Genomic DNA, 19,983 nt, shown 5'->3' with positions numbered 1-19,983 from the left:
GGGTTTGCGGGATGTTGCTGGCGGGTACCGGGGGGGGGAGGGGGGAGGGGTTGTCGGTGGTTGTGTTGGTGAGGCTGGACGCGCCGGGCAGGGGACCGAGTTCGCGGAGGGTTTGCAGGACGCTGCGGATGACGAAGCCGCGCACTTGCGGTTCGCTGCGGAAGCGGACTTCGCGCTTGGCGGGGTGCACGTTGACGTCCACTTGGGCGGGGTCGATGTCGATGAAGAGAAAGGCGGCGGGGTAACGGCCTTTGGGCATCATGTCGTGGTAGCTTTCGATCAGGGCGTAGGTGAGGGTGCGGTTGTCAACGGGGCGCTGGTTGACGAAGGTGATCATTTCGTGGCGCGTGGCACGGCCGGGGCCGGGACGGGCGATGAGGCCGCGTAGTTCCATGCCGTCGTCGTGGGCGTCGATGGGGATGAGGGTGGAGGCGAGCTGGCCGCCAAAGATCTCGGCCACGCGATCCACGAGGGCGGGGCATTCGGGGGAGCGAAAGATGGTGCGGCCGTCTTCGATCAGGGTGAACGACACGCTGGGGAAGGCCAGGGCGTAGAGGCGCACGCAACTGATGATGTGCGCGGATTCGGTGGCGTCGGTCTTGAGGAATTTGCGGCGGGCGGGGACGGAGTTGAAGAGTTGCGCGACTTCAATGCGCGTGCCCACGGCGCGTCCGCAGTCGCGGACGTGGACGAGCTTGCCGCCGTTGATGTGGACCTCCGTGCCGGAGTCGCTGCCGGCGGGACGGGTTTGTAGCGTAAATTTGGATACGGAGGCGATGGAGGGCAGCGCCTCCCCGCGAAAGCCGAAGGAGCCGAGGCTGTTGAGGTCGTCGGCTTCGTTGATTTTGCTCGTGGCGTGGCGTTCGATGGCGAGGACGGCGTCGTCGCGCAACATGCCGTGCCCGTTGTCCTCGATGCGCATGAGCGAGCGCCCGCCGTGGGCGAACTCCACCTCGATGCGCGTGGCGCCGGCGTCGAGGGAGTTTTCCATGAGTTCCTTGATGACAGCCGCCGGGCGCTCAATCACCTCGCCGGCGGCGATTTGATTGGCGACTCGGTCAGTGAGGCGACGGACGTGTTTCATGAAAAGGGCTGAGGGCTGAAGGCTGAAAGGGCGGGGGTGGGTGGTGTGATCCGTGGTTTGTGGTTTCAGCCTTCAGGTTTTCAGGTGTTCAGGCTTTCCATTGAGGATGCGTTCCCAGCGTTTGAGTTGTTTTTTCACTTGCACGGGGCCGGGCATGCCGGTGCCGCGGCGGCGGGTCATGGCGCGTTGGAGGTCGAAGACGGCGGCCCAGTCGTCGCCGTAGCCGGGGTGGAGTTTTTTCACCTCGGCGGTGGGGAGTTGGTTGAGCGGGAGCTTGAGTTGCTCGGCAAGTTTGACGACGGCGCCGACGGCGTGGTGCGCCTCGCGGAAGGGCACGCCGCGGCCCACGAGGTAGTCGGCGAGGTCGGTGGCGAGTAGTGCGGGATCGGATACGGCGGCGGCGCAGGCGTCGCGGTTGACGCGGGTGCCGGCGAGCGTGCCGGCGAGGACGTCGGCGCAGAGGGAGGTCTGGTCAAAGCTGTCGAAGACGGGGGGTTTGTCTTCCTGGAGGTCACGGTTGTAGGTGAGGGGGAGGCCTTTCGTGAGAGTGAGGAGGGTGTGGAGGTTACCCTGGAGGCGGGCGGATTTGCCGCGGAGGAGTTCGCAGGAGTCGGGATTTTTTTTCTGCGGCATGAGCGAGGAGCCGGTGCAGAAGGCGTCGGGCAGGTCGGCGAAGCGAAACTCGGCGCTGGCCCAGAGGATGAGGTCCTCGGCGATGCGCGAGCAATGGACGCCGAAGAGGGCGCAGGCGGTGGCGAATTCGATGAAGAGGTCGCGGTCGGCGACGGTGTCCATGGAGTTTTGCGTGACGCGGGGGCGGCCTTTGGCGTCCACGAAACCGAGTTGCACGGCGCTGTATTCGCGGTCGATGGGGAGGGTGGTGCCGGCGATCGCGCCGGAGCCGAGCGGGGACCAGTTGGCGTGGTCGGCGGTGACAGCGAGGCGTTCGCGGTCGCGTTGGAGCATTTCCATCCAGGCGAAGAGGTGGTGGGCGAGGTAAACGGGCTGGGCGCGCTGGAGGTGGGTGTAGCCGGGGATGAGCACGTCACCGTCGCGGCGGGCGAGGGCGAGGAGGGCGCGCTGGGCTTCGACGATGCGTTCGCCGAGGGTGGCGCAGGCGTATTTGAACCAGAGGCGCATGTCGGTGGCGACTTGGTCGTTGCGGCTGCGCGCGGTGTGGAGTTTGGCGGCGGCGGGGACGCGGGCGGTGAGGGCTTGCTCGATGTTCATGTGCACGTCTTCGAGCTGGGTGCGCCAGGTGAATTTGCCTGTCTGGATTTCGTGCAGGATGGCGTCGAGGCCGGCGTGGATGGCGTCGCGTTCTTTGGGTGTGATGAGGCCGGTGTGGGCGAGCATGGCGGAGTGGGCCTTGCTGCCTGCGATGTCGAACGGGGCGAGGCGGTGGTCAAAGGAGACCGATTCGCTGAATTTGAGCATCAATTCGGCGGGGCCAGCGGAGAAGCGCCCACCCCAGGTTGCCTGGGATTTCCGGGCTTTTTTAGCCGGGGGGGGGGGGGAGGGGACGGTGGTTGGTGTCGCTTTCGCCATGGTATGTGTGAAATTTGGAAAACAAGAAACCTCACTGCGAGTAGCCAACGGGGCAAGCCTGCTCGTGTTGATGGAACAGGCAGGCGCGCCGGGGGGGGGGGGGAGGGAATTTGAGGGCCGAAGGTCCGAACCTATACCAGCCCAGTCCAAGGGGCCGGGATAATGAGTAGAAAACAATATGAACGCTGAAAGCGTATTCCATCAGCAAGGCATGGAGCGCGCTTTCAGCGCTCATCGTCTAAAATAAAAACCTATTTCCCGGCCCTTTAGGCCGGGCTGGTATGGGATTTGACTTTCTCGACGTTTTCAGTGGCGCGGGAGCGCCCGTAGCGCAGGCATCTTGCCTGCCGTCCAGTTTATTGCGCGGAGCGCAGCTTCCCAAAACTAAACGCAGCAAAAGTCACCGCGCTTCGCGCAGTAGATTGGATTGCAGGCAAGATGCCTGCGCTACGGGCGCTTCCGCGCCACCTCTTGCCAATCCACTGAAAACGTCGAAGGGTCATTATTTGACTTCACTTTGAGCTGCATCCGACACCGCATGATAGCATGAGCACATTGAGCAGCGTGACGTTTCCTAAAATCGACAGGGTGACGATCAATCCCTTGGTGATGGGTGGAAAACCGTGCATTCGTGGCATGAGAGTCACCGTAGAAACGGTCGTCAGACTGGTCGCTTCAGGGTCCACGGTTTCCGAGATCCTGCGTCTTTACCCCTATCTGGAAGAGGCCGATATCAAGGCTGCCTTGACCTATGCCGCGAGGCGTTCTGAAGAACGCGTTGTCCAATGAGTTTTCTCAACGCGGGACGGAGACGGTTTGGCCGCCTTCGGATTTGATGCGAAATGATTTTCCCGCGAAACGAAATTCCAACTCTGCGTGTTTTCTGGCCGGGTCCGTCACGTGCAAACGACCGTTGCTGAGCATCGCAAGTGAAGGTTGCATCGCCGTCAGAACACGGTTGTCCGACAGCGTAACACTCCCCGGTTGAAAGAATGCGACCATCGTGACGCCCTCACTCTCGATGGCGTGAATCGTGTCAGAATTTGTTTGGAGTTGACGCACTTCCCTCTCCCCCCCCCCCCCTGCTGCATAGGCAATCGTGTAAAAATAGGAGGCGTTTTGCGGTTTTGTTCCGTGGTCGATGACGATGGAGAAAATGTTTCCAGTCACTGGCGTGTTGGGAAGCGCTGCGGTTACTCGCTTCCAATTTCCGGTGACCTGCTCGCATCTCACGCGGGCGTTTTGCGACGGCACCTGATAACGAAACGCACCGTGAACAAGCGTGCCGTTTTCATCAAAACGGGCGACAGGGGCATCACTCTGCGCGTGATGCTGGGCAACGGTTGTGTAAACAGGCGCGTCGGCATCGCTGGAAATCTGACTGCCGATGCAGGCCATGGTGCGCCCGACAAAAAAGTAACTTTTTAGAGCGCGAAGCCCCTTGTTGTTGAACTCCAAAACACAGAATCCCGAATCGCCATCCGAGACGCCGCCAACGAAAGCAGAGTCGTTGCGATTCAAGGGTGCTTTGCATTCGAGCGAAGAGTTGTCCTGAAGCGAAGTGACGCCCGGAATCTGCCTCCAATTCCACAGCGCGCCCGTCTCTATGATTTCCTTGCGATTGCTCATGACCATCGTTGCGCCAAAGCCGGTCAAGCGGCCCAGCAAGTTTTCCGCATTGGTGCTCTCGCTCCCAATCACGCGGGTGGAACTCATTTTGACTGAGAAAAAACATTCCCGCGCACGATGCACCATGTAATCGCTATCGTAGAAAAAGCGGTTGCCTGAAAAATCGTAAGTGGTCTGGAGGCGATGAGCCGCCGCCGACTGAAAACCTCTCGCCGCGCTGTCAGCGCTGTTGAATTTGCCCTCTATTTGCCGATAGTTGATCTGGCGTCCGCTGGCACTGAAATCCATCTGCCCGTCGAAAAGCGTCCAACGCAAACCGTGGTTAAAATAGTTAACGAGAAGATCGATTTTCTCCTGTGGGAAAGCGAATGCGGTCCCGTCGAGAATTTGCGCCCACTTTGTCATGTCTATCCAATAGGACAGCCCGTAGTTGCCAAATTGAAGTTGGGTCCCGTGCTGGTGGAAACTCCAGTCACTCTGTAGCCCTTCTTTGGTGACAGGTGCGACGACAACTTCGCTTGCGATGAGGCGTGCTCCCTCGCTCACCATTTCGGGGGCCTTGAAGAGGATGCCTTTTTGCAGATGCATTCCTGCAAGCCAGACCTTGTTCTGGCCAGTCATGCCGGGCTTGGAACGGTCGAGAATGAGTTTGAGTTTTGCCTGCAGTTCGGGCGGGAGAAGGTTTTCGATTTCCTCTCCGAGACAGAGGAGAACGACGCAAAGGCTTTTGGGAGTGCCGATGCTTTGGTGCCACCAATTCGGGCTCGTGAAATCATGTTCCAGCCAAAATGAGAGTGAGCGCAAAATCGCCTCGCGAACCTCCGGCTTATGGGAAAAACGCGACTGTTTGTTGGCGTAGGCTTGGGCGATCTTTTCCAATTTGGAAAGATGCTCCCGCGTTTTCCAGTGACCCCGGTTTTTGTTGGCGTAATTAATGCCCTCCCAACTGCCATCGGGCTTCATGCTTTTTAGGGCATTGCTTGCCTCCTTGTCCTGAAAATCTGCTGCGTAAAACCGCTCACAATTCTCCCTGATTTTGGAGAAGTCCGTTTTGGTGTCGGGCATCGACATTGCTTCTGAGAAAATGGTGATAATGGCTAAAAGAAAAAGCGCTGCGATTTTCATGAGGTGCTTATTATCAGGATACCGGCCTGTAGTTGTAAACCACGTTGCGGACAATCATTGATCAGCGGTCAGAGTTTGCCGCGTCGTTGTTCGAGTTGGTTGCGGATTTCCCGGGCACGTTCCTCGGTGATGGGGAACCACCAGAGCAGCGCCAAGGCGATGATCCCGGAGGCGGAGGGGACGATGTAAAACCACCAACGCATTGCATCCACCACGCCTTCGGCCTGTGCCGGGCCGGCCTCGGCCTGATAGCCGGTGATCGTCAAGATGACTCCGGACAGCACGGCGGTGGCCGAGGTGGAAAGTTTGCTGATCCAGGCCGACACCGAGCCGATCGCACCCTCGCGGCGCAGTCCTGTCTTGAGTTCGTCGAAGTCGCAAATGTCGGCCTTGATGGACGCAATGAGCAGCCAGAATCCCGTGTCGGAGGGTATCGTAAAAATAATGACAGCGATGCTGAGCCAGGGATTCTCCGGCGTGTAAAAAAGCCACTTGGCCGGGCCGCTGAGCACGAGCAGAATGAGACAGACGGCGAGTGTCCGGCGCTTGCCAATGTGGAAAGAAAGCTGGTTGAGAACGAAGACACTGGCCAGACCGATGAAAAAGCTGACGTTGCCGGTGATTCCGCTGAGAATGCCTTGCTTCATCTTGTCACCATCGAAGAGATAATAAAGCCCCACATAGAAGCCGAAGATGCCCACCATGCGACTGCCAAGGTTGGTGAAAAGAGTGATGATCACCATCATCAGGAATGGGCCGTTTTTGAGTGTCATCCCGATGGAGCGAAGGATGGGCACCTTTTCCTGATGCTTCGCCCTTTTGAAAAATCGTTCGGTCAGAAAAATGACTGGGATGAGTCCTGTAATAATAATGATGACACTGACGCCGACGCCCATCCATCGCGCTCCGAGCATGGTGTCACCGCCCCAGATTGGAAGCTGGGTAAAGGCAAACGCCCAGGGCACGATGAGGACGACCAGCTTGGCCGTGTAAGCGCGCATCTCCATGAGTCGGGTGCGCTCATTGTAGTCGGGTGTCAGTTCGTAGCCGAGCGCAGTCCAAGGTATGTTGAAGAAGGTCTGCCCAGCGTAAAAGAGAATGGATGTGAGGGTGAGCCAGAGAAAAATAGTGAAGGCAGAGGAGTCTCCAGGAACGCACCAGATAAGGGGAAATGTGAGCCCTGCCGAGATGGCGCCAACGAGCATGAACGGGCGTCTGCGCCCCCAGCGGGTGCGGGCGTTGTCCGAAATGGCCCCGACGATCGGATCGGTGATCGCATCCCAAAATCGCATGATGCCGATGGCCAGTCCGATCAGGCGCGGGTCAACGAGGAGGATGACGTTAAAGATAGGGTTGATATTCCCCATCAGTGTATCCGTACCGATGTGATCGGTAAAGTTGCCGATGCCGTAGGCAATGCGTTTCGGAACGCTCACCCTGTCCTCGGGAGCGGTGGATGTGGTGCTGTGGAAGAGTTTTTGAGACAAGGGTCGAAAAGGGACAGCAGACTGAAGTCCGTCGGGGCTTAAAAAGGGAGAGGGCGGGGGGGGGGGGGGGGACAGGCGAGGCCGATTAGTTGGCGGCAGAGTCGCCGGTTGCGGCGATGATCTCGTAAACCAGAGCCGGCGCATCAAAACGGATTTTTTGCCGGGTGACGGGTGCGGGTGCGGAGGCCGGTTTTGTATCGGCGTTTTTGGGCACGAGCAGCAGGGGCGTTGGTGTATCCGATAAATGGATTTCCCCAGTCACGGGACGGCAGAGCAAATCGGCATCGCGGTCTATTTTGCGGGGATTTCGCCACTTGCGGTCGAAATACATGCCGGCCTGTCCGACGTGCGACACGGTTGCCAGGCGCATGGAGGCGCTTTCGGCAAGCGGACGTCCGTCAAGCGAGGTCAGCGTCACGCAGGCAAACTGGCCTTCATCCAGACGCAAGGTCACGCCATCACCGAGTTGCAGATCCCGGTCGCCGGGAAGATAGCCGACTGCCCATTTGGAGCGCGGGGTCTTGATTAAAAAGTATCCGTCGCGCCACCAGCTTTCGACTTCCCCGCTGTAGTTGATGGCTGGATACGCACTTGCCGGCGGGAGCATCGCTCGCATTTCGCCGCTTCCACCGGCGATGAGACGGCGTCCGTCCGGAGTGCGTCCGGGGGGGGGGGGGGGGAGGGGGGAGTAATCGATGGAGGTGGGTGCCCAGAATGCGGCGCGGGAGAAGTCGGGGAGGTAATCGTTAAAATTGGTTCCGTTGATTTTGTTCAGGAGAATCCCGGCGGGCGGATGGTAAACGAATTCAAAGTCGGGCTGCCGCATGTCGCCCCGCACAAACAGGATCGAGGCGGCGGGGAATAGCGCGGAAGCGGCGGGGTCGTAGCCGATGTTGAGCGAGTTGATATGACTCGCGTCGTAACGCATGGCATCGTGGAAAAGGGCGAACAGGTAGGAGGCGTCGTGTCCGGCGGCGGCGGCGAGGGCGATTTGCCAGATGATCCCGGCTGAGCGGGTGATGGCGCTGCTGTTGCTCATGTTCCATTCGTTATGGACGAGGGGGCGTCCGTGGACCTTGCCGAGGGCGAGGATGGCGGAGCGTCCGTCGGGGCCGTGCGGGGCCGTGCGGTAACTATCGCCCGAGCCGTAAGGATGCAGGGCGGTGTAGTCCATGCCGGCGTTGGCTGCGATGATGCCAAGGCTGCCTTTCCTGCCGTGCATCCAGTTGGTGCCGCTCACGGGAATCCGAACCCCCTCGGTCCGCAGGTATTCGCGGAACAGGTTGTAGTAGTTTCCCATTACGTGAATGTTGAAGGGCGTGGTGAGTTCGCGGGGAGCGGCAAGGTAGCTGACGCGGGGTTGGTTTTGAGCGTCCAGCCAGTCGTGAAACATGCGCTGGAAGGTGTCGCGGTAGGGGGGGGGGATGTGGTCCTTCGGGCCGTGCGTGAAGAGGTCGCTTTCGTTGATGATCTCAGTGGTCACAAACACCGGGTCGTCCTTGTAGGCGAGTCCGGTGTAGGGGTTATGGTGGTTCCACAATTTGCTGAAAAACTGTTTTTGGCGGGAAACGAGGATTTCGTTTTCATAGACGTAGGCGCTGCCTTTGAGTCCGTAGGTCAGTTTGCTGAAATTGGGGATGTCATCTTTGGGGCCGAAACGGACGGAGGTGATGCCGTCGAGGTGGATGTAAACGCCGCGTTTTTTCAGGAGGCTCACGAGGTAATCCATCCGGTCGATCAATTCGTCATCGAAGTTTTGGTGCTTGGCGGGCAGTTCGGAGCGTTTCCAAAGACCGAGGCCGGAGGCGTCGTTGTCGATGTGATGGAGGCGCACGATATTGGCCCCCATCGCGGCGATCCGATCCGCCAAAGCCTGCGCTTTTTGTTTGTCCGGGAATTTGCTGCCGTGCACGAGTTGCACGCCGTTGAAGCGGATGGGTAGGGATGCTTTTTCAAACTGGAATTTTTCGTCCTTCACCGACAGGAAGCCGTATTTTCCCGCGGGCGGGTCGAGCAACACGCTGGAGACATCGTCAAAGGCGGGGCCGAGTGGAATACGCACTGGAAACCATCCTTCATAGGATGGGGCGAACTGGAAGGCGGAGGGCGGGAGGCGCACCGCCTTCCCCGGATCGAGGGTTACTTCAAAGGAGCCTTCTCCTTCGTTTATCCGCTCACGAACAAAACCGATGTAAATATCCCCGTTGGTGTCGTGCGCGAGCGACCAACCGGAGATTCCCGAAAAATCGCGCAGCGAAAACGTCGCCCCGGATGGAAATGTAATCGTGACCTTGCCGGGGCGTTTTTTTCGGAGGGAAGTGGTTGTCTTGTCTGGGCGCTCTGCGAGTGGCAGGGGTTTGTCGTCCACGGATACCGAAACGGGGGTGTTTTTTTCAAGAACGAGGGCGAAGCCTGTTTCGTTTAGCACGCGGTAGTCCTGTTTTTCTTTACGTCCGCGTGTTGTCCAAGCGAGGCGCACACCGGAGGGGACGGCGGCGGTTGCGGATGCGGCGGCTGGCGCGGCGGACATTTCGTATTCGTTGCCGGCTACCATGCCGCGAATTGTAAAGGTGTCCTCTCCTTGCTGCCGGACTTCCGCCGCGCGACTGACCCAAGAACGGTTTTTAGTTTGGCGCTGAAACCGCCAGTTATCCGTCTTGGTGTAAAATTCCAGCAGCACTTCCGCATCCCTGATTCGCAAGCCATCATTGCCGGGCGTGACTTCGCCGATGTGAATCGCGCCTTCGTTTGAGTAACCGATGGCCAGTTGTCGTCCGGCAGCCGGTGCGGACACGTTTGCGGTTGCGGCGATCAAAAAGAGCAGGAGATGTTTCATTTATTTTCCGGTGTATCAGGTATACGAATATATAACACTTCCGTGCCGGCATGGAACCGGAGAAGGCAGGGGAGGAAAGCGGGGCAGGGGGGAGGGGGGGACAAACGAGAGGCAGGGAACACGGTTGTCCTGCCTCTCGTTGTCAGAAAGGACTGGATCAATTTTGTCTGATGCGGCGCGAGCGATGGAGGGCGCACCCGGCAAGACTGAGCAGGGCGATGACAAGCGCGTAAGCGGCGGGTTCTGGGACGGTGGGTGGGGGAGAGGCGAAAGTCACAGTAAGGTTAAAGTTGTCCACGCTGAGAGCTTGTTCAACGCCGTCGATGTTACGGTCCACCCAGCGCAGCCAGAAGGTCTGGCCGTCAGCAATGGAGAGGCCGGTGATGCTGGAGGAACGCGTGCCGGAATAAGCGGGAGTGGTGTGATCCGGGGTTGTGGTTTGGTTCTTGGTGGTTTCATTGGCGGCGAGGGTGAAGGTGGGGACATCAAGGGCGTTGTGATCGATCCACGTGACCAACTCGTCGTTAAGGGAGGTGGCACCGATGGCGTATTGGAAATCGAGGGTGTCGTTGCCGGAGTTTTTCTGCCATTGCTGGGCCAGATAACTGATGTCGAGGGCGGTGATTTCCTTGCCTGTGTTGTTGAGAAAGCGGACACCGAATGCCGCGAATGCCGTGGAAGTGTCGGAGCGTCGGATGGCGAGCGCAGCGCTGGTGCCGCCCTGCCGCGCAAGATAGAGGCCATTCCCGAGTTGTGCGCCCATGTTGGTAGTGATGACCTGCGTGTTCGCGGTGCCAGGTAAGATGGAATACCAGCCGACGATGCTGGTGTTGTCCGTCCATGTGTATGTGGTGGCCGTGGCGATGGTGATGCTGCTGGAAATTTCACTCTGGCTGAACGTCTGCGTATAGCTGCCGTTTCCGGTCAGAATGACTTGCGCGTGCGCGGCGGTTGTTGCGGTGAGGAGAGCGAGGAACGCGAAAAGCGTCCGAAGCGAGGTTCGAGGCGTGATGTTCATGACGGGATTCATGGTTGATGCTTTATGATTGATATTTTGGTGCGAGAGACGCGGGTGAGATGCGGGCAAATGATCAAGACGGCGGGCAAAGGCATCGTTTGATTATTCTTTATTCAGCCAGAGAAGGGCGGTTTTGCCTCCGGCGTCGTTTTTGAAGCCATCCACGGGAAGGCGGGCGACGTGCCCGTCGAAATAGACGAGGTTGGCTTTGCCGCCGTGGCGGTAGGCGGGAGCGTGTGAAGCACCTGTTTCGTTGCCTTTGTATCCCTCCGCTCCATCGGCAAAGAGCTGCCAGTCAACCCCGTCCGCAAAGGCCATGGTTTTCGATGGGCGAAGGATTTCCTCCATCCGAATCTGGCGCATGGGGACGGCGACGCCCGAGACCGTGCTGAAGCGGCTATTCGCATTGATGCCATAGGTGTAGCCCAGGTTGTTACCGGCGGAAATCGCAGTGGGGCAGCGGAGGGCTTTGGGAAAATTTCCCAGCGTGATGTTACCAGGCTGTTTGGAAATGTATTCGAGAAACGCGGGGTTGCGGTGCCACTTTATGTCGCCGCTCGTGATCTGGATGGGCACATAGCCGCCCTTGTTTTCGGTGGCGTAGGCGATGTTGCCTGCCTGGACTTGACGAAGATTGCTGGCGCACTGGGTGGCGCGGGCCGATTCGCGGACCTTGCCAACGGTGGGAATGAGAATCGCCGCCAGAATGCCGATAATGGCAATGACGGTGAGCAATTCGATCAGGGTGAAAGCTTTGGGTAAAGAACCAGAACCAAATGAGGAAGATGGCCGCAGGATAATCGTGGGAGGAATATGGAACATAGTGGGGAGATTTTGGAGGGAAGCTGATCTTGGCATGGTGCGAGACAAGTGTTGCGCCATTTATACGGATAAAATCTGCTCGTGCTTCCATTTCTCCTTTGCCTGCATTGGGCAGAGCTCACCCGACATGACGCAATCATCCAACCCTGTCTCCGCCCCCGTAATCCGCTCCGGCGGCACGTCCCGCCCCACGCAAAAGGACATCGCCCGCGCGCTTGGGTTGACTCAGGCGACCGTGTCGATGGCCCTGCGCGGCGACCCGCTCGTCACACCCGCCACCCGCGAACGCGTGCGCGCCGCCGCCGCCACGCTTGGCTATGCACCCGACCCCTACCTCACCGGCCTCGCCGCCTACCGGCACCGCAAGCGTCCCGTCGAAGTCCGGGCCGTGCTCGCCTGGCTCTCCAACGATGCCGGAGGCGAGAGCTGGAAAAAGAGCGCCACCTTTTGCGACTACCATGCCGGCGCGGTGGACCATGCGCGCGAACTCGGCTACGTGCTCGAAGACCACGCCTTGCGCGCCCCGCGAATGACGCCCGCCCGCGTGGAGTCCATCCTCCTGGCCCGCGGCATCAACGGCCTGCTCGTCGCCCCTCAGCCAGCGCCCGGCTCGCGCATCGAGAATTTTTCCTTCGAGCGATTTTCGTCCGTGACATTTGGATACACGCTTGCCTCGCCGCAGCTTCACCTTGTGGCACTGCATCAATTTCGTGCCATGGAAACGGCGGTGCGCCGCCTGCGCGCCCTCGGCTGCAAACGCATCGGCCTCGCCCTCGCCTCCGACAGCGACGAACGCGCCGACAACAACTGGTCCGCCGCCTTCTGGAGCGAGCAGCGCCGCCTCCCCGCGCGCGAACGCGTGGCCCCGCTCTTTGGCAATCCTCTCACCCGCGAATTGTTTCTCGACTGGCTGGTCCGCCGCCGGCCCGACGCCGTGCTTACGATCTGGCCCGTCGTGTATTCATGGATACATGATGCCGGATTGCGCGTGCCGGATGATGTCAGCTTTGCCCTGCTCTCCATCCCCTCCGGTCCCACGACCGAGTGGATCACCGGGGATCGCGCCCCGGTCTTTTCCGGCATCACCGAGAACCCCCGCCTTATCGGCGCCAAGGCCGTCGAGTTGCTTGTCGAAGCGATCCACCGGGGCGAACGCGGACGCCCGACGGTTCACGTGAGCACGTTGATCGAGGGAACTTGGATCGCAGGCGAAACGGTGGCGGCGAGGCTTGCAGAAAAATAACGTCCCGGTCTCTCTCTCTCCTTCTCTCTCCCCCCCCCCCCCTCCCCCCGGTTTACGCCAACTATCGTTAGGGCAAGGAATTAACAACAGAGACGCAGAGGCACAAAGTCCAATCCAGAGTCAGCCAATGCAGAATCAGAAGGTGTGGGAAAGTCGGTAGTTGATTTTTGGATGCAGACGAGGGGTGGATTGATGTTCTTTGGGAGACGATTTTTTTTTTGGTCGTTCTTTGTGCCTTTGCGTCTTTGTGGTGAATCCCTTCCTTATCTGAACAGTATTGGGTTCACGCCTCTGTCGTTGCCAGCCATTTGCCCAGCTTGCGGATCTTGTCTGGTGCGCCCAGCACCAGCAGTTCGTCGCCGGGCAACAACACCTCGTCCGGACCCGGATTAAGAATGCGTTCCCTGCCGCGATGGATGCCTGCCACCTGCATATGCGGCACGCCCGCGTCCTCCAGTTCACGCAGCGCCCGTCCCGCCGCATGGCTGTCCTCCGGCACCAGCACCGTGTCGAGACTCACACTCTCGAAGTCCGCCGCCGCCGGCTCCCCCGACACACCCGTCAGGAAATGCCGTCCCGCCCTGATCTGCTCCGGCGTGCCCAGCAGCAACACCCGGTCGAGCGGATACAGCGCCGTGTCGGGCGACGGCAGCGAAATCACCGCGCCCTGCCGTTCGATGCTCACCACGATGCACCCGAACGCCGTGCGCAACTGCAACTCCGCCAGCGTCTTTCCCTGGCACTGCGCCAGGTCGGGCAGCACGCATTCGCCGATGCGCAAATTCCACTCCCGGTGCGTGCGCAGCCACGGAGCCGCCGCGCCGTCCTCACCGGAGATTTTTTTCTCCAACATTCCCTGCAACTCCACCTCCAATTCGCTGTGCCAGTAGATCAATTTGCGCCGCAGCAAAAACAATGCGCCCGCCCCGAACACCACCGTGCTTGCGATCACCCACCGCGCCCCGCCCCCGCCCGGCAGTAGTGCCGCCAGCCATACAAACATCGCCATGCCCGCGATGATCTTGATGCACGTCACGATGACCGGCGTAAGCCGCGCAGCGTGCGGATGCCCCCGCACCGACACCTGAGCGTAGATGATGGCGAGCGCCCCGATGTTGCGCCACAATGCCACCAACGGCGCGAGCAACAGCAGGCACAATCCCAGCCAGAAAATCACCGCCGGCGCATGCGTAAACGGCAGCCATTTTCCCAGCCACTGCTCCGACACATCGAAGAGCTGGTCTGCGAACAACAACACCCCCGTCACGAAAACCGCCTCCACGCCGATCTGAATAAACCGCTTCCGGCTCAACTGCCACAACCGGCTCTCCTGACGCCGCACCCGCATTCGCTCCAGCCACCCACGATAGTAACGAATCCACGCCGCCAGCCACACCGGCTGGTGCGACAGCGCCCACATGGCGATGCCCTCCGAATGACGTCCCAGCACCGGCGCGGCCAGCGTGGTGAGCAACGACACCCCCACCACCGCCGGGAAAAACCTCTCCGGCATCACGCCTGACAACACGCCCAGTTGCGCGATGATGAAGGAAAACTCGCCGATCGGCACCAGTTGCAACCCCGCCCGCAACGCCTCCCGCTGTGGCGCGCCTGCGATCAACAACCCCGCCGCCGGCGCCAGCGTGCGCACCACGAGCGCGAACACTGTGAACCCCAAAATTTGCAGCCATGCCTCCGCCAGCAGCGCCGGGTCCACCTGCATCCCCACCGCCACGAAAAACACCGCGCCCAACACATCACGCATCCCTGCAAACGTCCGTTCCACCTGCACCCGCTGCGGCGTTTCCGCCACGATCATGCCCAATAAAAACGCCCCCAGCGCCAGCGAATATCCCGCCCGCTCCGCGATCACCGCCACGCCAAACAACGCCCCCGCCACCATCAACGTCTGCAACTCCGTGCTCGCGGACACACTCATCCGGCGCAGCAGCCACGGCACCAACAGCAACCCCACGATGCCCGCCAGCACGATGAACGCCCCGAAGTGCCCGAGCGTCGTCCCCAACTCCGGTCCGTGGCTCAACCACGGCCCTGCTCCCTGCGCCTCTCCCGTCCCTCCCGCCGCCGCATCGGAAAACTTCACCACCGACGTCAGCACCGCCAGCATCAGCACCCCCACCAAATCCTCCAGCAACGTGAACCCGAGCGCCAGTTGCCCCGACCGCTCATGCGACGTCCCGGTTGCGCCCAGCACCCTGCTCACCACGATCGACGAACTCACCAGCAGCGCCCCCGCGAGGAACATGTTTTGCAACCCGCTCAATCCCGCCGACGATCCCAGCACCCGGGCCAGATAGAAAAAAATACCCGCCGAGGCCAGCACCGCCACAAACATTCCCGTCCCCATCCTTCGCAGCTTCGTGACGCTCAACCGGAGCCCGAGCGAGAACATCAAGACCACCATCCCGATCTGCACCACAACCCCGATTCGCACCTCGCTCATCACCAGCGACAGCGGCGGCGTGTACGGCCCCACCAAAATGCCCGCGAACAAATAACCGGCCACCGCCGACACCCCGATCCGCTTGCAAAACCAGCCCACCACCCCCGCCACCACGAGGATGACCGCCATGTCCTGGAGAAAGCCGATGTTTTGCATGAAAAGACGTGGTGAAGGTTGGGCGGGATGGGATGCAAGACCAGGCGGCGGGACAAACCAAAACAATCCAGAGGACAGAGAACAGAAACCAGAGGACGGAAAAACCAGCCGATTGGCAATCACGCCAACCGCTGGCTTCCATTTTCCCGCTTCCGCCCTCTGACTTCTGTTTTCTGGCTTCCGGCCTCTGCCTTTTCATGACTTCCCAACTCCGCACCCTTTGGCGCCTCATGCGCGGGCAACGCCTCCGCTACACGCTCGCCCTCGTCTGTCTGCTCCTCGCCACCGGACTCAATTACCTCGTGCCCCTCGTCGGCAGCGTCGCCCTCGACCACGCCATCGCCGGCAAACTCGCGCACGACGCCTCCCCGCTCCTCGCCGCCACGCTCTCCGCCCTCGGCGGGCCCGATCATCTCCGCGATCACCTCTGGCTCGCCGTCGTCGCCATGGTTGGCATCACCGCGCTCTCCGGCGCCTTCTCCTATCTCAAAGGCTGGCTTGCCGCCCTGGCCAGCGACGGCATTGCGCGCCGCCTCAAAAACCGGCTTTACGACCACCTCAACCACCTGCCCTCCCGTTACCACGACCGCGCCAGCGCCGGCGACCTCGTCCAGCGCTGCACCAGCGACGTCGAGACCACACGCCAGTTCCTCGCCGTCCAAGTCATGGAAATCGGCAACTCCCTCATTCTCGTCGCCACCGTTCTCCCGCTCATGCTCCTGCTCCACGTGCCGATGACGCTCGTATCCTTCATCCTGATACCACCGCTCGTGATCTACAGCTACGTGTATTTCGTCCGTGTGCGCCACGTCTTCAAAGCCGTGGACGAAGCCGAGGGCGCGCTCACCAGCGTCGCGCAGGAAAACCTCACCGGCATCCGTGTCGTGCGCGCCTTCGCCCGTCAGGACTACGAGATCGCCCGCTTCGCCACCCCCAACGCCGCCTATCGTGACACCAGCCTGCGCATGCTCCGCCTCATGGCCTGGTACTGGTCCATCAGCGACCTCGTCTCCATCATCCAGACCGGACTCACCCTCATCATTGGCGCCTGGTGGGTGGCCCGGGGAGACATCACTGTCGGCACCCTTTTCGCCTTTATCACCTACCTTGGCATCATGCTCTGGCCCGTCCGCCAGATGGGCCGCATCCTCACCGATCTCGGCAAAACCACCGTCTCCCTCACCCGCATCCGCGAAATCCTCGACGAACCCGTGGAGTCGGAAAGCGACACCATGGAGTGCGGTGATTCATCACCGCTTTGTCCCACGCGCTTCAGCGCGTCCCCCGCCTCCCCCCCCCCCCCCTCCCGCCATTCCCACACCTCCCACCCCGCCCGCCACCGGCTGCTGGGGCATCTCTGTCCGCAACCTTACCTTCACCCACCCCGGCATGTCGCGTCCCGCGCTTGACGACATTTCCTTCGACGTCGCTCCAGGCGAGACGCTCGCCATCATCGGTCCCTCCGGTTCCGGCAAAAGCACGCTCATGCACCTGCTCCTGCGCCTCTACGATTACGACGCGCCCGCCAGCATCCGCATCCAATCATCCACGACGAACCAATTTCCTGCCGGGGACGGACACGGACGCGAACTCCGCACCATCCCGCGCAAGGAAATCCGCGCCCATACCGGCGTCGTCATGCAGGAACCCTTTCTCTACGCCAGGACCCTGCGCGACAACCTTCGGCTCGCCCGCCACGACGCCCCGCAGAATGAGATCGAGGACGCCGCGCGCGCCGCCCGTATCCATGAATCAATTACCAGCTTCGAGAAGGGTTACGACACCCTTATCGGCGAGCGCGGCATTACGCTCTCAGGCGGACAACGCCAGCGCATGGCCATTGCCCGCGCCCTCCTCAAACGCCCTCCGCTCCTCCTCCTCGACGACGCCCTCAGCGCCGTCGATGGCGAGACCGAAACACTCATCATCGACGCCCTCCGCCAGCGTCATGGACGCGCCACCACGCTCGTCATCGCGCACCGCCTCTCCACGCTCGCCCATGCCGACCGCGTGCTTGTCCTTGACCACGGCCGCATCATCCAAACCGGCACGCATGCCGACCTTGTTGGCCGCGACGGACTCTACCGCCGCCTCTGGCAAATCCAAAACGACAGCGAAGCCGTCCTTTCTTAATTCCTAGAGCCGTTTCATTTAAACTGTAGCCATTTGATACCTGGTAGGGAGGCCTCTCCGAGGCCTCCGAAATCACGCTCCAACCACCTATGAGTTTTGCATCCTCTCACCACGCACAACGGAGGCCTCGGACGGAGCGCAGCAGCGCGGAGATGGCATCGCCGAAGGCGATGGCCCGAAGGGCTGCCCTCGGCAGAGGGCACAAAGGCCTCCCTACCGCAAGACAACGGACACAATTCAACTGAAAACGCTCTAATTTCCTCTCCCATGCCCGACCACTCACATCAGGAGGACGAATTCAAGTCCCGGCTCGACGCCGGCCTCTGGCTCAAACTCTTCAAGCGCGCCCTCGGCATGCCACGCTACCTCGTGCCGCTTCTTGTCACCGCCGTCATCATTGCCGCCGCCGAGACTGGACTCGGCCACGTCACCCGTTGGGTCATCGACGGCGTCGCCGCGCACGGAGCCGATGCTCCATTTTTCCACTACGCCGCTGTTTTTCTCGGACTCACGCTCACCCTCTGCGTCTGCGTGTGGACCTTCATCGAGATGGCTGGCAACCTCTCCAACCGTCTCGCGCACGACATCCGCCGCGACGGATTCCAGCGTCTGCAAGAGCTTGAATTTGCCTACTACGACACGCGCCCCGTCGGCTGGCTCATCTCGCGCCTCACCAGCGACTGCGACCGTCTCGCGCGCATCATCGCCTGGGGTACGCTCGACATCGTGTGGGGCCTCATCTTCGTGAGCATGATCGCCGCCAGCCTCCTCTGGATGAACTGGCGTCTCGCGCTCATCGTCCTCGCCGTCCTCCCGCCGCTCATCGCCGTCTCCCTGTGGTTTCAGAAACGAATGCTCCTCTCCGCCCGCGAAATCCGGAAATACAACTCCCGCATCACCGCCGGCTACAACGAGTCGATCCAAGGCGTGCGCACCACCAAAACCCTCGTCCGCGAAAAGCAAAACCTCGCCGAATTCGAGGAACTCTCCGCAGGCATGTTCGACGCCTCCGTGCGTAACGCCCGCCAGAGTTCGCTCTACTTTCCCGTCGTCATGACCATTGGCTCCCTCGCCGGCGGACTCGCTCTCTGGCGTGGTGGCTGGCTCGTGCTTAACGACGTTCTCACGCTTGGCACGCTCGTGGCCTTCATCCAGTTCACCGGCCAGTTTTTCCATCCCATCAACCAGATGGCGCGCATCCTTGCCGAAATGCAATCCGCCCAGGCCGCCGGTGAACGCGTCATGGGTCTGCTCGCCACCGAGCCCAGGATCAAGGACAGCCCCGCTGTCCTTGAACGGTTGAAGGCTGAAGAACTGAAAACTGAAACGGAGAGGGAACCGGGCGCGGCGGCGGATGGCCTTCCCGACCGCATCGACACGGTGGAGTTTCGCAACGTCACCTTCCGTTATGAAACCGGTTCCGTTGTCCTGGAAAACTTCAACCTCACCGTGCGTGCCGGCGAAACCATCGCGCTCGTCGGACCCTCCGGCGGGGGCAAGAGCACCATCGTCTCGCTCGTGTGCCGGTTCTACGAACCCGTTTCCGGCTCCATTCTCATCAACGGCGTGGACTACCGGGAACGTTCGTTGCGCTGGTTCCAGTCGCAACTCGGCATCGTGTTGCAGGCTCCGCATCTCTTCAAGGGCAGCGTCCGTGAAAACATCCGCTACGGCCGCCTTGACGCCACGGACGCCGAAGTCGAATCCGCCGCCCGTCTCGTCAACGCGCACGACTTCATCATGCAATTAGAAAACGGATACGGCACCGGGGTGGGCGAAAACGGCAACCGCCTTTCGACCGGTCAGAAGCAACTCGTATCCTTTGCCCGCGCCTTGCTGGCCGACCCGCAAATTTTCGTGATGGACGAGGCCACGTCCTCGATCGACACCGAGACCGAGCAGCTTATCCAGCGCGGCCTTGAGACCGTTTTTCGTGGCCGCATCAGTTTCGTGATTGCGCATCGTCTGAGCACGATTCGCAACGCCGATCGCATTTTGGTCATTGGCAAGGGGCGTATCGAGGAAAGCGGTACGCATGCCGAATTGTTGTCACAGCGCGGTCACTACCACGAACTCTACACCAGCCAGTTCCGCCGCGAACGCGAAGAAGAGGTCTTGCGTTCGTAGGCGGGGGGGGGGGGGGGGGAGGGGGCTAACGAGTGAAGGTATTCTTCACGGCTTTTTCCTTTCCATTCATCGATTGGCGGGCGGGACGCCTGCGCCATGGTAGGGGCTTCGCTTGCGAAGCCCGCGCATGTGATTTGTTGCCTCGACCGGCTTGGCACGGGCGTCGCAAGCGACGCCCCTACAGCGGGCGGGACGCCCGCGCCACTTTAGGGAATTTCAATTTGAGATGTAGCCGTTGGCTTTAACGGTAGGGAGGCCTTTGTGCCCTCTGCCGAGGGCAGCCCTTCGGGCCATCGCCTTCGGCGATGCCA

At 60.8% G+C, this 19,983-nt stretch carries 13 protein-coding genes; 5 read left to right on the top strand and 8 right to left on the bottom strand.

Going from position 1 to position 19,983, the window contains the following annotated elements; all coding sequences use genetic code 11:
- Both mutL and argH read right to left on the bottom strand, forming a co-directional pair.
- A partial coding sequence (mutL, locus tag OBACDRAFT_RS24315; protein WP_043589744.1) for a DNA mismatch repair endonuclease MutL occupies positions 1 to 1,084 on the bottom strand: 1,084 nt, incomplete at its 3' end.
- Positions 1,085 to 1,156: 72 nt separating this feature from the next.
- A complete protein-coding gene (gene argH / locus OBACDRAFT_RS24310) occupies positions 1,157 to 2,632 on the bottom strand; it encodes an argininosuccinate lyase (RefSeq protein ID WP_052362550.1) in 1,476 nt (491 codons plus the stop codon).
- 546 nt (positions 2,633 to 3,178) lie between these two features.
- On the opposite strand from argH, the gene OBACDRAFT_RS24305 reads away from it, so the two are divergent.
- Positions 3,179 to 3,421, top strand: coding sequence for a DUF433 domain-containing protein (locus tag OBACDRAFT_RS24305; protein ID WP_043589742.1), 243 nt, complete (start codon positions 3,179 to 3,181; stop codon positions 3,419 to 3,421).
- A gap of 6 nt (positions 3,422 to 3,427) precedes the next feature.
- On the opposite strand, the gene OBACDRAFT_RS24300 is transcribed toward OBACDRAFT_RS24305, so the two are convergent.
- The 5 genes from OBACDRAFT_RS24300 to OBACDRAFT_RS24280 all read right to left on the bottom strand — a co-directional run bounded on the left by OBACDRAFT_RS24300 (position 3,428) and on the right by OBACDRAFT_RS24280 (position 11,549).
- The gene (locus tag OBACDRAFT_RS24300) at positions 3,428 to 5,326 is read right to left on the bottom strand and encodes a polysaccharide lyase family 8 super-sandwich domain-containing protein (RefSeq protein ID WP_198529976.1); all 1,899 of its coding nucleotides are present in this window, start codon (positions 5,324 to 5,326) and stop codon (positions 3,428 to 3,430) included.
- Positions 5,327 to 5,454: 128 nt separating this feature from the next.
- The gene (locus tag OBACDRAFT_RS24295; RefSeq protein ID WP_043589739.1) at positions 5,455 to 6,873 is read right to left on the bottom strand and encodes an MFS transporter; all 1,419 of its coding nucleotides are present in this window, start codon (positions 6,871 to 6,873) and stop codon (positions 5,455 to 5,457) included.
- Between the two features lie 85 nt (positions 6,874 to 6,958).
- The gene (locus OBACDRAFT_RS24290) at positions 6,959 to 9,709 is read right to left on the bottom strand and encodes a glycoside hydrolase family protein (RefSeq protein ID WP_043589737.1); all 2,751 of its coding nucleotides are present in this window, start codon (positions 9,707 to 9,709) and stop codon (positions 6,959 to 6,961) included.
- Positions 9,710 to 9,866: 157 nt separating this feature from the next.
- Positions 9,867 to 10,739, bottom strand: a complete 873-nt coding sequence (locus OBACDRAFT_RS24285) for a hypothetical protein (RefSeq protein ID WP_052362548.1) — start codon at positions 10,737 to 10,739, stop codon at positions 9,867 to 9,869.
- A gap of 90 nt (positions 10,740 to 10,829) precedes the next feature.
- Positions 10,830 to 11,549, bottom strand: coding sequence for a prepilin-type N-terminal cleavage/methylation domain-containing protein (locus tag OBACDRAFT_RS24280; RefSeq protein WP_052362546.1), 720 nt, complete (start codon positions 11,547 to 11,549; stop codon positions 10,830 to 10,832).
- A gap of 127 nt (positions 11,550 to 11,676) precedes the next feature.
- On the opposite strand from OBACDRAFT_RS24280, the gene OBACDRAFT_RS24275 reads away from it, so the two are divergent.
- Positions 11,677 to 12,792 carry a LacI family DNA-binding transcriptional regulator gene (locus OBACDRAFT_RS24275; RefSeq protein ID WP_052362544.1) on the top strand — a complete coding sequence of 372 codons (1,116 nt, stop codon included), beginning with the start codon at positions 11,677 to 11,679 and terminating at the stop codon, positions 12,790 to 12,792.
- Positions 12,793 to 13,075: 283 nt separating this feature from the next.
- On the opposite strand, the gene OBACDRAFT_RS27185 is transcribed toward OBACDRAFT_RS24275, so the two are convergent.
- Positions 13,076 to 15,412: a cation:proton antiporter gene (locus OBACDRAFT_RS27185; protein WP_043589736.1), complete on the bottom strand. Its 2,337-nt coding sequence runs from the start codon at positions 15,410 to 15,412 to the stop codon at positions 13,076 to 13,078.
- A gap of 197 nt (positions 15,413 to 15,609) precedes the next feature.
- On the opposite strand from OBACDRAFT_RS27185, the gene OBACDRAFT_RS30385 reads away from it, so the two are divergent.
- The 3 genes from OBACDRAFT_RS30385 (at position 15,610) to OBACDRAFT_RS24255 (ending at position 19,672) form a co-directional block, all read left to right on the top strand.
- Positions 15,610 to 16,821, top strand: a complete 1,212-nt coding sequence (locus tag OBACDRAFT_RS30385) for an ABC transporter ATP-binding protein (RefSeq protein ID WP_052362533.1) — start codon at positions 15,610 to 15,612, stop codon at positions 16,819 to 16,821.
- Positions 16,802 to 17,545 carry an ABC transporter ATP-binding protein gene (locus tag OBACDRAFT_RS30380; protein WP_052362531.1) on the top strand — a complete coding sequence of 248 codons (744 nt, stop codon included), beginning with the start codon at positions 16,802 to 16,804 and terminating at the stop codon, positions 17,543 to 17,545. Before OBACDRAFT_RS30385 ends, OBACDRAFT_RS30380 begins: the two co-directional genes overlap by 20 nt.
- Before the next feature lie 267 nt (positions 17,546 to 17,812).
- Entirely contained in the window at positions 17,813 to 19,672 is a 1,860-nt protein-coding gene (locus OBACDRAFT_RS24255; RefSeq protein WP_043589734.1) for an ABC transporter ATP-binding protein, read from the top strand.
- Positions 19,673 to 19,983 lie beyond the last annotated feature (311 nt).

Origin of the sequence: Geminisphaera colitermitum TAV2 (assembly GCF_000171235.2) — a bacterium.
GTDB classification, from domain to species: Bacteria; Verrucomicrobiota; Verrucomicrobiia; order Opitutales; family Opitutaceae; genus Geminisphaera; species Geminisphaera colitermitum.
Note: the sequence above shows the minus strand (reverse complement) of the source record. Positions and strands in the feature narration are given on the sequence as shown.

Excerpts from the sequence above, each read along its gene's own strand:
- argH (WP_052362550.1), bottom strand. The coding sequence starts at position 2,632 with ATGGCGAAAGCGACACCAACCACCGTCCCCTCCCCCCCCCCCCCGGCT.
- OBACDRAFT_RS24305 (WP_043589742.1), top strand. The coding sequence starts at position 3,179 with ATGAGCACATTGAGCAGCGTGACGTTTCCTAAAATCGACAGGGTGACG.
- OBACDRAFT_RS24300 (WP_198529976.1), bottom strand. The coding sequence starts at position 5,326 with ATGCCCGACACCAAAACGGACTTCTCCAAAATCAGGGAGAATTGTGAG.
- OBACDRAFT_RS24290 (WP_043589737.1), bottom strand. The coding sequence starts at position 9,709 with ATGAAACATCTCCTGCTCTTTTTGATCGCCGCAACCGCAAACGTGTCC.
- OBACDRAFT_RS24285 (WP_052362548.1), bottom strand. The coding sequence starts at position 10,739 with ATGAATCCCGTCATGAACATCACGCCTCGAACCTCGCTTCGGACGCTT.
- OBACDRAFT_RS24280 (WP_052362546.1), bottom strand. The coding sequence starts at position 11,549 with ATGTTCCATATTCCTCCCACGATTATCCTGCGGCCATCTTCCTCATTT.
- OBACDRAFT_RS24275 (WP_052362544.1), top strand. The coding sequence starts at position 11,677 with ATGACGCAATCATCCAACCCTGTCTCCGCCCCCGTAATCCGCTCCGGC.
- OBACDRAFT_RS27185 (WP_043589736.1), bottom strand. The coding sequence starts at position 15,412 with ATGCAAAACATCGGCTTTCTCCAGGACATGGCGGTCATCCTCGTGGTG.
- OBACDRAFT_RS30385 (WP_052362533.1), top strand. The coding sequence starts at position 15,610 with ATGACTTCCCAACTCCGCACCCTTTGGCGCCTCATGCGCGGGCAACGC.
- OBACDRAFT_RS30380 (WP_052362531.1), top strand. The coding sequence starts at position 16,802 with ATGTCGCGTCCCGCGCTTGACGACATTTCCTTCGACGTCGCTCCAGGC.
- OBACDRAFT_RS24255 (WP_043589734.1), top strand. The coding sequence starts at position 17,813 with ATGCCCGACCACTCACATCAGGAGGACGAATTCAAGTCCCGGCTCGAC.